This is a genomic window from Sinorhizobium sp. P24N7 (assembly GCF_042436655.1).
In the GTDB taxonomy this organism is placed as follows: domain Bacteria; phylum Pseudomonadota; class Alphaproteobacteria; order Rhizobiales; family Rhizobiaceae; genus Sinorhizobium; species Sinorhizobium meliloti_A.
The window spans coordinates 90,645-107,895 of sequence record NZ_JBHMIW010000014.1 but is presented as its reverse complement, the minus strand read 5'-3'; the positions used below and the strand labels follow the sequence as shown (position 1 = coordinate 107,895).

The 17,251-nt window shown below is 62.2% G+C and carries 14 protein-coding genes; 6 read left to right on the top strand and 8 right to left on the bottom strand.

Translation table 11 applies throughout. The features are described from left to right. Positions 1–10 precede the first annotated feature (10 nt). Genes glmS through ACFHWW_RS23535 form a run of 3 tightly spaced genes read left to right on the top strand, consistent with a single transcriptional unit; the run spans position 11 to position 3,042 of the window. Positions 11–1,837: a glutamine--fructose-6-phosphate transaminase (isomerizing) gene (gene glmS / locus ACFHWW_RS23545; RefSeq protein WP_379941131.1), complete on the top strand. Its 1,827-nt coding sequence runs from the start codon at positions 11–13 to the stop codon at positions 1,835–1,837. Continuing rightward, the gene (locus tag ACFHWW_RS23540) at positions 1,834–2,331 is read left to right on the top strand and encodes a GNAT family N-acetyltransferase (RefSeq protein WP_100673227.1); all 498 of its coding nucleotides are present in this window, start codon (positions 1,834–1,836) and stop codon (positions 2,329–2,331) included. The genes glmS and ACFHWW_RS23540 overlap by 4 nt, the downstream gene beginning before the upstream one ends. A gap of 18 nt (positions 2,332–2,349) precedes the next feature. Further along, positions 2,350–3,042 carry a DUF502 domain-containing protein gene (locus ACFHWW_RS23535; protein WP_003537698.1) on the top strand — a complete coding sequence of 231 codons (693 nt, stop codon included), beginning with the start codon at positions 2,350–2,352 and terminating at the stop codon, positions 3,040–3,042. A gap of 18 nt (positions 3,043–3,060) precedes the next feature. Here ACFHWW_RS23535 and recG read toward each other — a convergent pair whose 3' ends face one another. Beyond that, positions 3,061–5,166: an ATP-dependent DNA helicase RecG gene (recG, locus tag ACFHWW_RS23530; RefSeq protein WP_379941128.1), complete on the bottom strand. Its 2,106-nt coding sequence runs from the start codon at positions 5,164–5,166 to the stop codon at positions 3,061–3,063. A gap of 117 nt (positions 5,167–5,283) precedes the next feature. On the opposite strand from recG, the gene ACFHWW_RS23525 reads away from it, so the two are divergent. Together ACFHWW_RS23525 and mfd are read left to right on the top strand one after the other, a co-directional pair. Beyond that, entirely contained in the window at positions 5,284–5,589 is a 306-nt protein-coding gene (locus tag ACFHWW_RS23525) for a succinate dehydrogenase assembly factor 2 (protein ID WP_379941126.1), read from the top strand. A gap of 8 nt (positions 5,590–5,597) precedes the next feature. Next, positions 5,598–9,107 (top strand): transcription-repair coupling factor, encoded by a 3,510-nt coding sequence (mfd, locus tag ACFHWW_RS23520; RefSeq protein ID WP_379941124.1) that lies wholly within the window; start codon positions 5,598–5,600, stop codon positions 9,105–9,107. Between the two features lie 72 nt (positions 9,108–9,179). Here the strand turns inward: mfd and ACFHWW_RS23515 are convergent, their stop codons facing one another. The 5 genes from ACFHWW_RS23515 to ACFHWW_RS23495 all read right to left on the bottom strand — a co-directional run bounded on the left by ACFHWW_RS23515 (position 9,180) and on the right by ACFHWW_RS23495 (position 13,325). Then, on the bottom strand, positions 9,180–9,401 hold the full coding sequence (locus ACFHWW_RS23515) for a hypothetical protein (protein ID WP_018094973.1): 222 nt from the start codon (positions 9,399–9,401) through the stop codon (positions 9,180–9,182). Then, on the bottom strand, positions 9,398–10,192 hold the full coding sequence (gene xth / locus ACFHWW_RS23510; RefSeq protein WP_324763411.1) for an exodeoxyribonuclease III: 795 nt from the start codon (positions 10,190–10,192) through the stop codon (positions 9,398–9,400). The genes ACFHWW_RS23515 and xth overlap by 4 nt, the downstream gene beginning before the upstream one ends. A 4-nt stretch (positions 10,193–10,196) precedes the next feature. Further along, positions 10,197–10,373, bottom strand: a complete 177-nt coding sequence (locus ACFHWW_RS23505; RefSeq protein WP_018094971.1) for a hypothetical protein — start codon at positions 10,371–10,373, stop codon at positions 10,197–10,199. Positions 10,374–10,531: 158 nt separating this feature from the next. Continuing rightward, positions 10,532–11,782, bottom strand: a complete 1,251-nt coding sequence (locus tag ACFHWW_RS23500; RefSeq protein WP_379941121.1) for an alpha/beta hydrolase — start codon at positions 11,780–11,782, stop codon at positions 10,532–10,534. Positions 11,783–11,882: 100 nt separating this feature from the next. Then, positions 11,883–13,325 (bottom strand): DUF1254 domain-containing protein, encoded by a 1,443-nt coding sequence (locus ACFHWW_RS23495; RefSeq protein ID WP_379941119.1) that lies wholly within the window; start codon positions 13,323–13,325, stop codon positions 11,883–11,885. 260 nt (positions 13,326–13,585) lie between these two features. Between ACFHWW_RS23495 and ACFHWW_RS23490 the strand changes: the two genes are divergently transcribed. After that, a complete protein-coding gene (locus ACFHWW_RS23490) occupies positions 13,586–14,506 on the top strand; it encodes an AraC family transcriptional regulator (protein ID WP_100674316.1) in 921 nt (306 codons plus the stop codon). A 98-nt stretch (positions 14,507–14,604) separates the two neighbouring features. On the opposite strand, the gene ACFHWW_RS23485 is transcribed toward ACFHWW_RS23490, so the two are convergent. Continuing rightward, the gene (locus tag ACFHWW_RS23485) at positions 14,605–15,270 is read right to left on the bottom strand and encodes a DsbA family oxidoreductase (RefSeq protein ID WP_379941117.1); all 666 of its coding nucleotides are present in this window, start codon (positions 15,268–15,270) and stop codon (positions 14,605–14,607) included. A gap of 82 nt (positions 15,271–15,352) precedes the next feature. Beyond that, a complete protein-coding gene (locus ACFHWW_RS23480) occupies positions 15,353–17,167 on the bottom strand; it encodes an extracellular solute-binding protein (RefSeq protein WP_338283044.1) in 1,815 nt (604 codons plus the stop codon). Between the last annotated feature and the right edge of the window lie 84 nt (positions 17,168–17,251).

The following is a 17,251-nucleotide window of genomic DNA, read 5'->3' as shown; positions in this document are numbered from 1 at the left end:
GGAGAGGGATATGTGCGGGATTGTTGGCATCGTCGGGAATCAGCCGGTATCGGAGCGGCTGGTCGAAGCATTGAAGCGCCTGGAGTATCGCGGCTATGATTCGGCCGGCGTCGCGACGATCGACGGGGGAAAGCTGCAGCGCCGGCGGGCCGAGGGCAAGCTGGTCAACCTCGAGAGCAGATTGAGAGAGGAGCCTCTGGCCGGCACCATCGGCATAGCCCACACGCGCTGGGCAACCCATGGAGCACCCACGGAACGCAACGCCCACCCGCATTTCACCGAAGGCGTCGCCGTGGTTCACAACGGCATCATCGAGAATTTCGCCGAGCTCAAGGACAAGCTTGCAGCAGCAGGCGCCGAATTCCAGACGGAGACGGACACCGAGGTCGTCGCGCATCTTCTGGCAAAGTTTCGCCGGGACGGCCTTGGGCGGCGCGAGGCGATGCATGCCATGCTGAAGCGCGTCAAGGGCGCCTACGCACTGGCCGTCCTTTTCGAAGACGATCGGTCGACCATCATGGCGGCGCGCAACGGACCGCCGCTGGCGATCGGCCACGGCAACGGCGAGATGTTCCTGGGTTCGGACGCGATCGCGCTTGCGCCCTTCACCAATGAAATCACCTATCTCATCGATGGTGACTGGGCCGTCATCGGCAAGACCGGGGTCCATATCTTCGATTTCGACGGCAATGTCGTCGAGCGTCCGCGCCAGATTTCGACGGCTGCTGCCTTTCTGGTGGACAAGGGCAACCATCGCCATTTCATGGAGAAGGAGATCTACGAGCAGCCGGAGGTCATCGCCCATGCTCTCGGGCACTATGTCAATTTCATAGAGAATCGTGTCGTTCCGATTTCCGACGCCATCGATTTCGGCAAGATCCCGAGCCTGGCGATCTCTGCCTGCGGCACCGCTTATCTCGCCGGCCTGATCGGCAAATACTGGTTCGAGCGCTATGCCCGCCTGCCAGTCGAAATCGACGTCGCATCCGAATTCCGCTACCGCGAGATACCGCTGTCGCCGCAGTCGGCGGCTCTTTTCATCTCACAGTCAGGCGAGACCGCCGACACTCTGGCGTCCCTGAGATATTGCAAGGAGCACGGCCTCAAGATCGGCGCGGTCGTCAACGCCCGCGAGTCGAGCATCGCGCGGGAATCCGACGCCGTCTTTCCGATCCTTGCGGGCCCTGAGATCGGCGTCGCCTCGACCAAGGCCTTCACCTGCCAGCTTGCGGTTCTGGCCGCACTCGCCGTCGGCGCGGGCAAGGCCCGCGGGACGATCAGCGACGAAGAGGAGCAAGCGCTCGTAAAGAGCCTTGCCGAAATGCCGCGCATCATGGGTCAGGTGCTGAACAGCATCCAGCCGAAGATCGAGAGTCTGTCGCGCGAACTGTCCAAATGCCACGACGTGCTCTATCTCGGCCGCGGCACCAGCTTCCCGCTGGCAATGGAAGGGGCGCTGAAGCTCAAGGAGATTTCGTATATCCACGCCGAAGGTTACGCCGCGGGCGAGCTGAAGCACGGACCGATCGCCTTGATCGACGAAAACATGCCCGTCATCGTCATCGCGCCGCATGACCGCTTTTACGACAAGACGGTATCGAACATGCAGGAGGTGGCCGCGCGCGGTGGCCGCATCATCCTGATAACCGACGAGAAAGGTGCGGCCGCGTCGAAGCTCGATACGATGCACACGATCGTGCTGCCGGAAGTCGACGAGATCATCGCGCCGATGATCTTCTCATTGCCGGTCCAGCTTCTCGCCTACCATACGGCCGTTTTCATGGGGACCGACGTGGACCAGCCGCGCAACCTCGCCAAATCGGTGACGGTCGAATGATCATCCGACCGGAAACCGCGGGCGATGCCGAGACGATCCGGCAGATTACCGAGGCGGCTTTCGCCGGGCAGCCCTATAGCGACCAGACGGAGGCCCGGATCATCGACCGACTGCGCTCCGAGGACGCCATGACGCTTTCCCTCGTTGCCGAGGAAGAGGGCGAGGTGATCGGTCACATCGCATTTTCGCCTGTCACGATCACCCCGTTCGCGGTCGGCTGGTACGGGCTCGGCCCAGTGTCGGTGCGACCGGATCGGCAAGGACGCGGCACGGGGAGCGCACTTGTGCGGCGCGGGCTCGACATGCTGCGCAAAGCGGGGGCTTCAGGCTGCGTCCTCGCGGGCAATCCGGCCTTCTACGAGAGATTCGGGTTCCGCAACGAGCCTGCTCTTGTTTTTCCGGGTTGTGCGCCGCAATATTTCATGGCTTTACCCTTGTCGGGAGGACTGGTTTCCGGCACCGTCACTTATCATCCCGCCTTCGGAGCGGACTGACGGATCGATGGCAACGGCATGACGGAAAGTTCCAAAAGCGGCATCATCGCGGCCCGGCTGCGCAACTACTTTCTCACCGGGCTTATCATCTGCGCGCCGCTGGCGATCACGGTGTGGCTGGTCCGCTCCTTTATCGAGTGGGCCGACGGATGGGTGAAACCGTATCTGCCGAGTTTTTATAACCCCGATAATTATCTGCCGATCGCGATCCCGGGTTTCGGGCTGCTCGTCGCCGTAGTAGTCATCACCCTGGTCGGTTTCCTGACCGCAAACCTCGTCGGACGTTCGATCATCAACTTCGGCGAGTCGCTCCTCAACCGGACGCCGCTCGTCCGCTCCATCTACAAGTCGCTGAAGCAGATCTTCCAGACCGTGCTGCAGGACCAGTCGTCCTCGTTCAAGAGGGCGGGGCTGATCGAATATCCAAGCCCCGGGCTGTGGTCGCTGGTCTTCATCGCCACCGATGTGAAGGGCGAGATCGCCGCCAGGTTCGACGAGCGCGGCATGGACATGGTGACGGTCTTCCTGCCTCCGACGCCGATCCCCACCGCCGGCTTCCTGCTCTTCGTGCCGCGCGACAAGATCATTCCTCTGCAGATGAGCGCCGAGGATGCTGCGAAGCTGCTGATCTCCGGAGGCCTCGTCGCGCCGGATTACAACCCGCTGGCCAATGCGCCCCCGCGTGCGATCAAACAGCAGGAGAGCGTATGAGGTTCCGGGAGTTGATGATCAACCGGCCCGCAGGAACCGGATCGCCTCGTCGCGCCGGAAGAGATAGAGCAGCGTCCTGAGCGCCTGACCGCGTTCCGACGTCAGTTCCGGATCCCTGTCTATGACATAGGCGGCATCCTTGCGCGCCATCTCCAGGAGGTCGGCATGCGACTCGAGGCTTGCGATGAGGAAACCCGGCGTGCCGGACTGCCGCGTGCCGAGAAGCTCGCCTTCGCCGCGCAGCTTCAGGTCCTCCTCGGCGATCAGGAAGCCGTCTTCGCTTTCACGCAGGACCGAAAGACGCGCGCGCCCTGCTTCGCTGAGCGGGCTCTTGTACAAAAGGATGCAGGTCGAAGCTTCGTCGCCGCGCCCTACGCGGCCGCGTAACTGGTGCAGCTGCGCAAGGCCGAAGCGTTCGGCGTGCTCGATGACCATGATAGTTGCATCCGGCACGTCCACGCCCACCTCGACGACCGTCGTGGCCACGAGCAAACGGATTTCACCGTTCTTGAAGGCGAGCATGACGGCGTCCTTGTCCGGCCCTGCCATGCGCCCGTGCACCAGGCCGACATCCTTGCCGAACCGTCGAGCAAGGCGCTGGTAGCGCTCATCGGCGGACATGGCGTCGGTCTCCTCGGACTCCTCGACGAGCGGGCAGATCCAATAGGCCTTCTTGCCCTGCCGGAGCGCTGCGTCGAGCCTTTCCACAATCTCCTCCGTACGTTCGTTCGGTATCGTGACGGTCTGGATCGGCTTGCGCCCTGCCGGCTTCTCCGTGAGCTTGGATACATCCATGTCGCCGAAGGCGGCGAGCACGAGTGTTCTCGGGATTGGCGTCGCGGTCATGACGAGCATGTGCGGAGAGATCCCCTTGGCCGTCAGCCGCAGCCTCTGATGCACGCCGAAACGATGCTGCTCGTCGACCACGGCGAGGACGAGCTGGCGATAGATCACGGCGTCCTGGAAGAGTGCGTGCGTGCCGATGACCATCTGCGTCTCGCCGGAGGCAATGCGTTCCAGTATCGCGTCCCGTTCCTTGCCCTTAGTCCTGCCGGTGAGGATATCGATCGTGATGCCCGCCGGCGCGGCCATCCGCGAAAGCGTGGCGTGGTGCTGCCGCGCGAGAATTTCCGTCGGCGCCATCAGCACGGCCTGGCCGCCGGATTCCACCGCCGCCAGCATCGCCATCAAGGCCACGGCCGTCTTGCCGGAGCCGACGTCTCCCTGCAGCAGCCGCAGCATGCGGTCGGCTCCGGACATGTCGGCAAGGATCTCGTCGACGGCCGCCGACTGGCTGTTCGTCAAGGAGAAGGGCAGGGCGGCGATTACCGGACCGCTCAACCGGCCGGTCGGACGAATCGGTGTACCGGCGACTTTGCGCAATCGCTGGCGAACCAGCGAGAGCGAAAGCTGCCCCGCCAGGAACTCATCATAGGCGATTCGGCGGCGCGCGGGCGCCTGTGCGTCGACATCGGTTTCGTCCCGCGGTTCATGCAGGCGCTGGAAGCTTTCTTTGGCGCTCTTGAAGCCCTGTTGGCGCAGAAGTGCCTCATCCAGCCATTCCGGCAGGTCCGGGACGCGTGCCACTGCCGCCTCGATCGACTTACGAAGGGGCCGCGAGGTCAGGCCCGCCGTCAGCCCGTAGACAGGCTCGACGAGCGGCATGTTCTCCGATTCGGCCGCACGGACCATGTAGTCCGGGTGGACCATGGAAGCCCGCCCGTTGAACCAGTCCACCTTGCCGCTGACGATCACCGTCTCATCGATGGGCAGGGCCTTCTCGAGCCAGTTCCCCCTGACGCGAAAGAAGGTGAGCGCCAGTTCGCCGGTCTCGTCGTGGAGAAAGACGCGATAGGGCGCGTTCGATCTGCCGCCGGGAGCCGGTTGGTGCCGGTCGACACGTCCGGTGATGGTGACGATCGACCCATCGGGGGCATAAGCGATTCCGGGCTGGCGGCGACGATCGATCAGCGAATGAGGGATATGGAACACAAGATCGACCACGCGGCAGTCTTCGACCGTCTCGCGCCCGAGCAGGCGCGCGTAAAGTTCGCCGGTCTTCGGGCCGATGCCGGGCAAGGTGTCGAGGGGCGAAAACAGCGGATCGAGCAGGGCAGGGCGCATAGCAATGAAATTGCGACGATAATTCCGCCTTTGGCAAGGCTGACAACCCGCTTTCCAGCGTTTATAGAGCCCATGATCTCGATCCGCCGGAGCGGCGGAGGGCAGGAAGGACATCCCATGACCGGCATTTCGCGCACGAGCGCCGATCTCGACCCGCGTCGGCGCAGGATTCTTTTCCGTGCGTGGCACCGCGGCATTCGCGAGATGGACCTGATCCTCGGCCAGTTCGCCGAGGCGGAGCTCGCCACCTTGTCCGAAGCGGAGCTCGACGAACTCGAAGCAATCATGGGGGAGGAGGACAACGACCTCGTCCGCTGGATCACCGGAGAAAAACCGCTGCCCGAGCGTTATGCGACGGAACTCTTCTTCCGGATCGCTGCCTATGGCCCGGATTTCGACCCGGTTCGCCACGAAACGAAGTAGACATAACGATGATACCTGGCCTCGACCCTAGGAAGATACTTGCGGCGACGCGGGAAATTACGATCGGCCCGGTTCCCACGGGCGCCGAGGCGCTCGTGCTCGCCGAACTTGCCCGGGCCGGGGCACCCGTCGCCTATATCCTCTCCGATGGCCAGAAGGTCGCCGACCTCGAACAGGTGCTCGGTTTCGTTGCTCCAGACATACCGGTCCTGACGCTGCCCGGTTGGGACTGTCTGCCTTACGACCGCGTCTCGCCGAGCGCCGACACCTCGGCGCGCCGGCTCGCCGCGCTGAGCGCGTTGATCGCCCACCGCAGGAAACCGCATCCGGCGATCGTGCTCGTCACCATCAATGCAGCGCTGCAGAGGATCTCACCGCAGGATGTGATCGAAAGCCTGGCCTTCACGGCACGGCCCGGCAACCAGATCCGCATGGACGACCTTGCCGCCCGGCTCGAGCGAAACGGCTTCGAGCGGGTCCCGACCGTGCGCGAGATGGGCGAATTCGCCGTACGGGGAGGCATCCTGGATGTCTATGTACCCGGCAGCGGCGAGCCTTTGCGCCTCGACTTCTTCGGCGACACGCTCGAGGCGATCCGGTCCTTCGACCCCGCAAGCCAGCGCACGATCGGGCAGGTCCGGTCCCTCGACCTCAATCCGATGAGCGAGGTATCCCTGACGCCCGAGACGGTCAGCCACTTCCGAAAGCAGTACCTTTCTCTCTTCGGGGCGGCGACGCGCGACGACGCGCTTTATCAGGCCGTGTCGGAGGGACGGCGCTATGCCGGCATGGAACATTGGCTGCCGCTTTTCTACGATCGGCTCGAAACGGTCTTCGACTATCTCGACGGCTTTCGCATCGTCACCGACCACCTGGCGCGCGAGGCCGCGGCAGAGCGCTCGAAGCTCGTTCTCGACTATTACGACGCCCGCCTCGCTTCGGCTTCGCCGGGCAAGTCTCAGGTCACCCAGAGCACGCCCTACAAGCCCGTGCCGCCGGACATGCTCTATCTCACTGCGAAAGGCTTCGGCGAAGCCCTGAATGATCGCAATGCGATCCGCCTTTCGCCCTTTACCGAACACGAGGGCGAAGCGCGCCAGGTCGTGAACATCGAAGCGCGTCAGGGCCTGCGTTGGGCCAAGCCGGCGGGCGAGGCCGATACCGATGGCACCCGCACCAACGTTTTCGATCAGGCCGTGAAGCATATCGCCGAGAAGCGGGCAAAAGGCGCCAAGGTCATCGTGTCCGGCTGGACCGAAGGCTCGCTCGACCGGCTGCTTCAGGTTCTGGCCGAGCATGGTCTCACCAATATCCGTCCGGTCAAGGCGCTCGCGGATATCGGTTCGCTGAAGCCGGGCGAGGCCGCATCCGCGGTGCTAAGCCTCGAAGCGGGATTTGAGACGGGTGAGCTCGTCGTCATCGGCGAGCAGGACATCCTCGGCGACCGTCTGGTTCGCCGCTCCAAGCGCCGCAAGCGAGGCGCGGATTTCATCGCGGAAGTGACCGGTCTCGACGAGGGCAGTTATGTCGTGCACGCCGAACACGGCATCGGGCGCTTCGTCGGCCTCAGGACGATCGAGGCCGCCGGCGCGCCGCATGACTGCCTCGAGCTCGTTTATGCGGACGATGCCAAGCTTTTCCTCCCGGTGGAAAACATCGAGCTTCTGTCGCGCTATGGCTCGGAAGGAACCGATGCGGTCCTCGACAAGCTCGGCGGTGTCGCCTGGCAGGCGCGCAAGGCCAAGCTCAAAAGGCGGCTGCTCGATATGGCCGGCGGCCTCATCCGCATTGCTGCCGAAAGACATACGCGCCATGCGCCGGTCCTTGCGGCACAGGACGGGGTCTACGACGAATTCGCCGCCCGCTTCCCCTATGACGAGACCGAGGACCAATTGAACTCGATCGATGCCGTCCGCGACGATCTCGGCCGCGGCCGCCCCATGGACCGTCTCGTGTGCGGCGATGTCGGCTTCGGCAAGACGGAGGTGGCGCTGCGGGCCGCTTTCATCGCGGCGATGAACGGCGTGCAGGTCGCCGTGGTCGTGCCGACGACCCTGCTTGCGCGGCAGCACTTCAAGACCTTCTCCGATCGTTTCCGCGGCTTGCCGATCCGAATTCAGCAGGCCTCACGGCTGGTCAGCGCGAAGGATCTGGCGCTCACGAAGAAAGAGGTCGCCGATGGCAAGACGGACATCGTGGTCGGCACGCACGCGCTGCTCGGCTCGTCGATCAAATTCGCCAATCTCGGCCTGCTCATCATCGATGAGGAGCAGCATTTCGGTGTCAAGCACAAGGAACGCCTGAAAGAGCTGAAGAGCGATGTGCACGTTCTCACGCTCTCGGCGACGCCCATTCCGCGGACGCTGCAGCTTGCCCTCACCGGAGTGCGCGAACTGTCGCTGATCACGACGCCGCCGGTCGACCGCATGGCGGTGCGCACCTTCATTTCGCCCTTCGATGCTTTGGTGATCCGTGAAACTTTGATGCGCGAGCACTACCGCGGCGGCCAGAGCTTCTATGTCTGTCCGCGGGTGAGCGATCTTCCGGAAATCCATGATTTCCTGAAATCCGACGTGCCGGAACTGAAAGTTGCCGTGGCACACGGGCAAATGCCGGCGACCGAGCTCGAAGACATCATGAACGCCTTTTACGAAGGGCGCTACGATGTGCTCCTCTCGACGACGATCGTTGAGTCTGGTCTCGACGTGCCGACCGCCAACACCCTGATCGTGCATCGTGCCGATATGTTCGGCCTTGCCCAGCTCTATCAGCTGCGCGGTCGGGTAGGGCGCTCCAAGGTCCGCGCCTTCGCGCTCTTCACGCTTCCCGTCAACAAGACGTTGACCGGGCCGGCGGAACGACGCCTGAAGGTCCTTCAATCGCTTGACACGCTCGGAGCCGGGTTCCAGCTCGCCAGCCACGACCTCGACATCCGCGGCGCGGGCAACCTGCTCGGCGAGGAACAGTCGGGTCACATCAAGGAGGTCGGCTTCGAGCTCTACCAGCAGATGCTCGAGGAGGCGGTTGCCGAACTCAAGGGCGAGGAGGAGATCCACGATACCGGCTGGTCGCCGCAGATATCGGTCGGAACCCCGGTGATGATCCCGGAGGAGTATGTGCCGGACCTCAATCTGCGGCTCGGCCTTTATCGGCGCCTGGGCGAGCTGACCGACCTCAAGGAGATCGACGGCTTCGGTGCGGAGCTGATCGACCGTTTCGGGCCGCTGCCGACGGAGGTACAGCACCTCCTGAAGATCGTCTACGTCAAGTCGCTCTGCCGCACGGCGAATGTCGAAAAGCTCGATGCCGGACCGAAGGGCGTCGTGGTCCAGTTCCGCAACAAGGAATTTCCCAATCCCGCGGCACTCGTGGGCTACATCGCGAAACAGGGAACAATCGCCAAGATCCGCCCGGACCAAAGCATCTTCTTTCAGCGCGACCTCGCAACACCGGAGAAACGGCTTTCCGGCGCCGCGATGGTGATGACGCAGCTTGCAGCGCTCGCTAGAGCCGGATGAGGAAAGGTGTGCGCGGTTGATCGCGACCACCAATTTCGTAAACCCGTTCCGGACGGCGACACCGTGCTGCGATCAATCGTCCGCGGCGGGCCAATTGTTGGACGGTTCTTCGATGACCTGTTCGCTGACGGAGTCGGCGGGATCGGGGTCTCGCTCGTAGGCGAGCCGAAGCTGTCCGATCTCGTCAAGAATGGCGGCGTAGACATCCTGTTGGCGCGCGCCGACAACGACGGCGGCGTCGACCAGTTTTTCCAGTTCGAGGCGCAGCTCGGCACGCCAATCTTTCATCGTCATCGACCTTCCTCCTCAGCTCCATCTGAAAGTTCGATCCAGGTCGGCGCGTGATCGCTTGTGTGCTCCCATCCCCGGACATGCTTGTCGACCCCCGCAGCCGAAAGCCTTTTGGCGACATCCGGGCTGAGCAGGAAGTGGTCGATGCGAAGGCCGGCATCCCTCACGAAGGCATTTCGGAAGTAGTCCCAAAAGGTGTAGACGCGCTCGCCGGGATGAAGCTGCCGGAGGGCATCCGTCCAGCCCTGTCCAAGCAGGCGATGATAAGCGTCTCTGACCTCGACGCGGAACAGCGCGTCGTTCACCCAACGCTCCGGTTTGTAGACATCGAGTTCCGTCGGCATGACGTTGTAGTCGCCAGCGAGGATCACCGGCACGTCGAGTTCCAGCAGTTCTGCCGCGTAAGCCGTCAGCCTGTGGAACCATGCCAGCTTGTATTCGAACTTCGGTCCCGGATAGGGATTCCCGTTGGGCAGATAAAGGCAGCCGATCACGATGCCATCGATGGCTGCCTCGATATAACGGCTGTGCGTATCGTCCGGATCACCAGGCAGGCCCTTGCGCGTCAGCATTGGCTCCCTGTCTCTGGCGAGGATCGCCACGCCGTTCCAACTCTTCTGGCCGTGCCAGATCGCCCCGTATCCGGCAGCCTCGATGGCCTTGACGGGGAACTTCGGGTCTGGTGCCTTCAGTTCCTGAAGGCAGACGACGTCGGGGGACGCCTCCTCCAGCCACCGAAGCAGGACTTCCAGACGGCCATTCACCCCGTTGACGTTATAGGTGGCGATCTTCACGGAGCTAGTTCTTGCGATCGCCCTTGTCGCCCTGGCCGGGCTTGGCATCGTGTTTCGCCTTCTGTTTCCTGTCCGACGACAGGGAACGGCCGACATCCACCGATTGTTTGAACTTCCCGCTTTCGTCGCGCCGCACGTAGCGCTTGTCGGTCCCGGTATCGATGAGTTCGCGCTTCGACATCACTGCCTCCGTTCCTCAGCTTGCCCGACAGAACGCACGGAAAGCCGAAAAGTTACAAACCACCGGCCGCCGCGCTACCTAAGCTTTCCTGTAATCCGGCTGGTTTGGCGGCGCACCTCATGGGGGTTGCAGCCCCAGCACGCAATGTCGGCCGCGTTTCATCTCACTCCGCCGGATGGTCCGGCGAGTGACTCGACGTGATGGACGTAATTCCGCCGCGTGTTCTGATCGACGAGGGCAGCGGGAGCGGCAACGACCAGTCCCGCGGCCGTTCCGACGGAATGGGCGGCCCCGGCGGTCGCCGCGACGATATGGTCCCCGAGCCCCAGGCGACTGTCGGTCAAGGTCTGGCCGCTGGACAGGCGGCTGCCGATCAGTCGTACGATTTCGGGCGACTCCGCGAACTTGGTGTGGTGCAGATTGTCGCCTGCCTTGATTTTGGTGAGGTCGACGACGGTAATCCCATTCGCCGCCAGCTCCTCCTTGTAGGGCGACTGCTCCGGATCGATCGCTCCCAGCCGGGAGACATTTCCCCATACGCGACGCGAAACGGCGAGCGCACGGTCATCACGCGAGACGAAGAGGGTGAAGCGCGGCCGTTGCTTGCCCATGTCGGCGATCTGCGAACCGAAGACGTCGACATCGACGTCCGGCGCCGCCAGCATGACATTCCTGAACTTTGCCGGCAGCCCGTCGTTGCGGATGGCCATCTGGCGCAAGGACTCCAGCGCCAGCCAATTTCCCATCGAGTGGGCCAGGATCGAGACTTCCTTCACCTCGGGATCACGCGCGAGATATTGGAATAACCGTTCTACTGCGTTGCGAGTATAGTTGGTGCTTTCGCGATCATAGCCATAGGCCAGCAGACTCCCGCGTGACGGCCATGTCGCGAGCACCGGGACACTGCGCGCGCCCGAGTCATGGACGATCTGCGCGAAACGGAAAACCGCATCCTCGAAATGGTTGTTGAACCCGTGGATAAAGACAAGGACACTGCCGTCCGGGCTCTTGCGCACCTGGCTGTTCAACCATTTTTCGGCCGCACCGCGGTCGATTTCCTCGGCCTTCAGTGTTGCGAAATCCGTCTCGGGATTCGGTGGAAGCTTGCGCGGCCAGGCGACTTCGCCGGCCTTGCGGACTGTGTCGGACGGAATAGACACGGTGATGTCTGCGAATGTCGGGCTAAGCGCGCGCTCGCCGCTGAACATCTCGCCCGGTTTTTCCGCCCTGCCTCGGGTGGTGGTGACCAGCATCTCGACTTGAGCGGCCGACGGACTGGCCGCTACCGGCTCGAGCACCCCTGTCGGGCGGCCCGCACATGCGGAGAGCAGCATCAGGCACAAGACGCACGGCAACGACGGCCATGATGGTACGCCGCCCCTGGCGTTCCGGTTAAGGTGCCGCGCCAAATCGATTACTCCTGTAAAATACCGTATCCACGCCGGCAGGAAGAGGAGCGGCGATCGAACAATTCGCCGCTCCCAGGTTCTCAAGCGCCCGATACAGACGTCAACTCACCTTCTTCACGGGCGGTATCGTCCAGGAACCGTCGATAATGGAGGGATTGCCCTCGTCAGGCCAATACAGGCGCATCATGAGGATAAATTTTCCCTGGGGGGCCGGCAGCCAGTTTGATTCCATGTCCGATCCGGGGGATTCATGCTGAATCAGCAGGTCGATCGAGCCATCCGGATTGGCCTTGAGCGGTTGCCGAGCGCTGATCGAATAGCGATTGAGCGGATTGTCGACGAAGAAGTACTCCGCATCATACATGGTCAATGACCAGAAACCCGAAACCGGCGGCGTAAGCCCTTTCTTGAAAGTCAGGAGGTATTTTTCGGATCCATCGTATGCCCGCTTGATCACGCCGCTGTCGGACTTCAGCGAGGTGGGGTAGATCGCATCCTGTGGCCGGTTTGCCCCAAGCCCGATCGCGGTGATCAAGGCACGCTGGAGATAATTTGTGCCGTAGATGCCTGTTTTCGTGGTGAAGCCCCAGCCGTCGATGTCCTGAACGTCGCCATCGCTGAATTTGAAGTGCATCATGATGCGCGCAAAACCGACCTCGGGGACGCGCTTTGCGAAGGCTGGATCGAACTTGGTCTTGTCGAAATCCCGGCCGGGAACGATGCCCAACTCAGCAAGCTTGGCCACCATGGGCGCATCTGCGTCGGTGGGCGGATTCCGTTTCAAGAGTTCGGCGAACAGCGTGAAGTATTCGACGGCGTCCATCTTGTTGACTTGCTCGCGAACGGCGGTCTTCATGTCGATCGCCGGATCGACCTTGCCCTTGGGCGCGGTCCAGTCTTTCCCCCAGGCGCTCAAGGGGTAGAGCTTCACTTCATCCTGCAGCTTGTGGACTTCGGCGTAGTCTTCTGGGGTTCCGGTGCAGTAGATGCGCCCGAGCAACCAGACGATGCTCGTCGGAGACTTGTATTGCTTGACCCCTTCCGGGAGCGCGCCTTCCCATCCGGGACCGGTAACCACGAAGGTCTGTGCCCCCGTTCCCGTGGTCCGCTTTCCGGGAACGTCGAACACGGTCGTCCAGCCGTCCAACATCGGAAACAGCGCATAGCGATCGTTCAGGTCGGGCAGGCTGACCACCCACGGTTCATCACCGACGTCGAAGAATGCGGTCGTATAGAGCGTATCGGCGTTGGGCGCCGTCACGTCCCGGAACTTGGCGTCCGGGTATCGGCGCAGCTTGATGATATGCCCCATCGGGCCTCGGGTTCCTTCGGTCTCGGCGACGTTGGTGATCACACGCCTGGTGATCTCCATGGTCACAAGAGGATAGGCATAGATGTAAGCCTCCACGGCCGAAGCAAACTCGTCGAGACCCTCCGGCAAATTCGCGACCAGCCCATCGCGGGCGGTCGCCGGCGAACCTATGGAGCCCGCTGCCATCAGGCCGAGACCGGCCACCGTCAACTCACGGCGCGTAATATTCATTGTACCCTCCGAAAAAATAGATTTGTGACGAAATGCTTCAAGCTCAGTCGATGCAGACCCCGGCGTAACGCCGCCATAAGGTTGGTAATAGACCCCGAAAACGCCGGAGGAACTCTGCTATGGACAACTTAATCGCGAAAGACTTCCAACGAAGTTGCATACTGCTATAGTGCGTGTATTTCGTCTTGCCTTTTCATGCCAAGTTTGGTCCCCGAATGTTGAATTCTGCACCCTCGATCAGGATCAGGGCTTTCCTGCCAATTGCGCCCTATCTGGCCCGGCGCGGTGTCTCGGCAATCGAATTCTGCGAACGCCTCGGCATCTCGCCGAACGTGTTCCAGAACGCAGACGGCTGGCTTCCCCGTGCCCAGTGCTTTCACATGGCCAACGAGCTGGCGAAGGTTGCGGCGGACCCGTTCGCGGGCGCGCATGTCGGCTTCATGACTGAACTCCGCGATCTCGGCGTGTGGGGACAATCGGTTCTCGCGGCGAGAGACGTGGCCGCCGCATGCGCGCTCGCGACCGTCAATGTGCCTACGATCCACCGCGGATCGGAGGTACGCTTCATGACGGAAGGCAAAACCGCTCGAATCGTCTTCCGCTTCGCGGACCGTTACGAGTTCGATCCCCGGCAGTTCATCTTCGGCAGCCTGGCGGTACTTCGCAAAGTGCCGCTTATGGCCGGCGAACCCTCCGCAATAAGGGTTCGGCTGACAGCTTCGAGGATGCTCGGAAACGGGGCGCTGGAGGAGTGCCTGGGGTCCAACATCGAAACGGGATGCGATCACGATATGATCGAGTTCGATCGGGAACTGCTCGACCTTCCTCTCAAAACCGCCGGAATTCGGCCTTCGAAGGCGACAGAGGCCCTAGCTTCCGCGGTAGAGGCGGCGAAGATGCTCAGCGAAAGGCTGTCCGATGGTCATGCGCTTGGACTGGAGACCGTCGCGAGAACCCTTGGCATGTCGCCTCGGTCCCTGCAACGGCGCCTCAAGTTTTGCGGCGTCGATTTCGAGGAGTTGCTTGATGACACGCGCCGCAGTGAGGCAATCCGGCTGATCTGCGAAGGTGTTCATAGCATGACCGACATCGCCTTAAGGGTGGGCTACAGTGATTCCGCGCATTTCACCCGCGCGTTCAAACGCTGGACGGGAGTAGCGCCATCCCGCTTCCGGAAATGATCGGAAATGACCGGCTGTAGCTATCCCCGCGGAAAAGAAGGTTCTCCCGATGCAGTGAAACGCCGCCGTTCCACGCGGAATTTGCTCTCTACGCAAGCTCAGTGAGCCGGATGCTCGGCCTTCATCTGCGCAATCTCGCGCAAAGCGCTGGTCAGCACCTCGACCGACTGCGCCCCCATCACCGCATACTGCTGCTCGATGATGAAGCAGGGAACGCCGGTCACGCCGATTTCCCGGGCCATGCCGATTTCCTGCCTTACGGCGTCCTTATCGGCGTCTGAGGCGAGGAGAGCCGCGATAACCGGCCTTTCGAGGCCGGCCTGTTCGGCGATGTGGAGGAGGACGGCGTGGTCGCCGAGGTTGCGACCCTCTTCGAAATTCGCCTTGAACAGCAGGCTCACCACCTGGTCCTGCGCCGCTTCGCCGCCGGTCGCGGCCCAGCGGATCAGCCGGTGCGCATCGAGCGTATTCGGGCTGACCCTGACGGCATCGAAATCGAAGGCGATGCCGTCTTCCACACCGAAGCGTTCGAGCATCCGGTGCGCCTCGTCGACGGCGGCCTGACCGCCGAGCTTGGCCGCCAGGTGCTCTTTATGGTCGACGCCTTCCGGCGGCAGATCGGGATTGAGCTGGTAGGGACGCCACTGGATAGCGACGTTGATCTCGCCGGCGACATTGGCGATCGCCTGGTCGAGGCGATTCTTGCCGAGATAGCACCAGGGGCATACGACGTCCGAGACGATATCGATATTGACGGTTTCCATGGTGCCGGCCTTTCGCTTTACCAAAACTGCGACATAGGCCGGCTGGAAACATCTTTCAATGCATCAGCGAACGGGTGCCTGCCTACTGAACACGCTCGTCCCACCAACTCGGCAACTGATAACCGTAAAGCGGTACCGTCGTCGGCCGGCCGATATGCTTCCATCGGGCAATCCATTGCGCATCGAGATGGTAAAGCGGAACAAGATAGGAATTGTTGACGAGGAGCCGGTCGTGCGCACGAACGGCGGCGGTGAAGTCCTCGGGGTTGCGCGCCTGCAGGATGTTGTTGATCAGTTTATCGACGTCCTTGTCGGCGACGCCGGCGAAGTTGTCGCTGCCTTGCCGGTCCCGAGTTTGCGAACTCCAGCGATTGATCTGTTCGAGACCGGGGGAGAGCGACGAGGGGAAGGACTTGATGATGACGTCGTAATCGAAGGATTGGCTGCGCAGCTGATATTGTGAATCGTCGACGGTGCGAACCCTCGCTGCGATGCCGAGCGGCGCGAGAAACCGCTGATAAGCAAGCGCAACCTTCTCCTGGCCGGCATTCTGGCTCATGATCTCGAAAGCGAGCGGCGTACCCTTGGCGTCGACCATCTTGCCGTCCTTGATGGAGTAGCCCGCTTCGCGAAGAAGCGTCACCGCTTCCCGGAGCACATTGCGATCGCGACCCGAGCCGTCCGTCACGGGGAGCCGGTAGGTGCCGTCGAGGATCGCCGGATTGATGCGCTCCCTTACGTCTCCCATGAGGTCCAGTTCACGATTGTCAGCCGCCACCCCGAGGAAGGAAAGCGACGAATTCTGCCAATAACTCTGCGTACGCGTATAGGCGCCGTCGAAGAGATTCTTGTTGACCCATTCGAAGTCGAAAACGAGAGCGAGCCCCTGCCTGAGCTTGATGTTGTCGAACATCGGCCTGCGCGTATTGAAGACGAAGCCGAGCATGCCGGACGGTGTCTTCGGCTTGAACGTTTCCTTGATCACGCCGCCGCTGCGAACGGCGGGAAAATCGTAGGCGCGGGCCCATTTCGTTGCGCTGCCTTCGGCGTAGATGTCCACCACACCCTTTTTGAAGGCTTCGAACAGGGTGTTCTCCTGCAGGAAATATTCGACTGAGATCTCATCGTAATTGTCGAGGCCCACCTTCGAGGGCAGATCCTTGGCCCAATAGTCGGGGTTGCGGCGATAGACGATCCGTTCGCCGGGCCTGACTTCCGCGACCCGGTAGGGACCGGAGCCGAGCGGTGGCTCCAGGCTCGTCCGATCGAACGTCTCGACGTCGATCGCATGCTTCGGCAGCACGGGCGAAAGTCCCAGCAACAGCGGAATCTCGCGATCGGCCTCCTCGGTGAAGGTGAAGCGCACGCTACGTTCCCCGACCTTCTCCATCTTCGCAACCTTGGAGAGGCGGTTGCTGAAGGGTGCGCGCCCTTTGTCGCGCAACAATTCGAAGGTGAAGATCACGTCTTCGGCGGTCACCGGCCGGCCGTCGGCCCAGCGCGCCTTGGGATTGAGGTTGAACTGGATGAAGGTGCGGTCATCGTCCCATTCGACGGTTTCGGCGAGCAGGCCGTACATCGTGAAAGGCTCGTCCTGCGAGCGCTGCATGAGGGATTCGTAGACCAGGTTGCCAAAACCCGGGTCCCACATGCCGCGCGCGGTCGTGCGCATGCTCTTCAAAATGAAGGGATTGAGGCTGTCGAACGTGCCGACGACCCCGTAGGCGACCTTCCCGCCCTTCTTCACCTGCGGGTTGACGTAAGGGAAGTGCTTGAAATCGGCAGGCAAGGCGGGTTCGCCATGCATGGCGATCGCATGCACGGGCGCGGCCAGAGCGCCATTGGCAAACATGCTGGCTGCCAGGAGCATCACCAGGCCGGAAACAACTGCGCGCAACTTCACCTCCCGTGGGGATTCAACAGGCCGATTCCGCGCAAGGTATCAATGCGGGAGCGCATTTCCAACCGGCGCCGGGTCGGG

Coding starts and splice junctions, on each gene's coding strand:
- glmS (WP_379941131.1), top strand. CDS start 11: ATGTGCGGGATTGTTGGCATCGTCGGGAATCAGCCGGTATCGGAGCGG.
- ACFHWW_RS23540 (WP_100673227.1), top strand. CDS start 1,834: ATGATCATCCGACCGGAAACCGCGGGCGATGCCGAGACGATCCGGCAG.
- ACFHWW_RS23535 (WP_003537698.1), top strand. CDS start 2,350: ATGACGGAAAGTTCCAAAAGCGGCATCATCGCGGCCCGGCTGCGCAAC.
- recG (WP_379941128.1), bottom strand. CDS start 5,166: ATGCGCCCTGCCCTGCTCGATCCGCTGTTTTCGCCCCTCGACACCTTG.
- ACFHWW_RS23525 (WP_379941126.1), top strand. CDS start 5,284: ATGACCGGCATTTCGCGCACGAGCGCCGATCTCGACCCGCGTCGGCGC.
- mfd (WP_379941124.1), top strand. CDS start 5,598: ATGATACCTGGCCTCGACCCTAGGAAGATACTTGCGGCGACGCGGGAA.
- ACFHWW_RS23515 (WP_018094973.1), bottom strand. CDS start 9,401: ATGACGATGAAAGATTGGCGTGCCGAGCTGCGCCTCGAACTGGAAAAA.
- ACFHWW_RS23505 (WP_018094971.1), bottom strand. CDS start 10,373: ATGTCGAAGCGCGAACTCATCGATACCGGGACCGACAAGCGCTACGTG.
- ACFHWW_RS23495 (WP_379941119.1), bottom strand. CDS start 13,325: ATGAATATTACGCGCCGTGAGTTGACGGTGGCCGGTCTCGGCCTGATG.
- ACFHWW_RS23485 (WP_379941117.1), bottom strand. CDS start 15,270: ATGGAAACCGTCAATATCGATATCGTCTCGGACGTCGTATGCCCCTGG.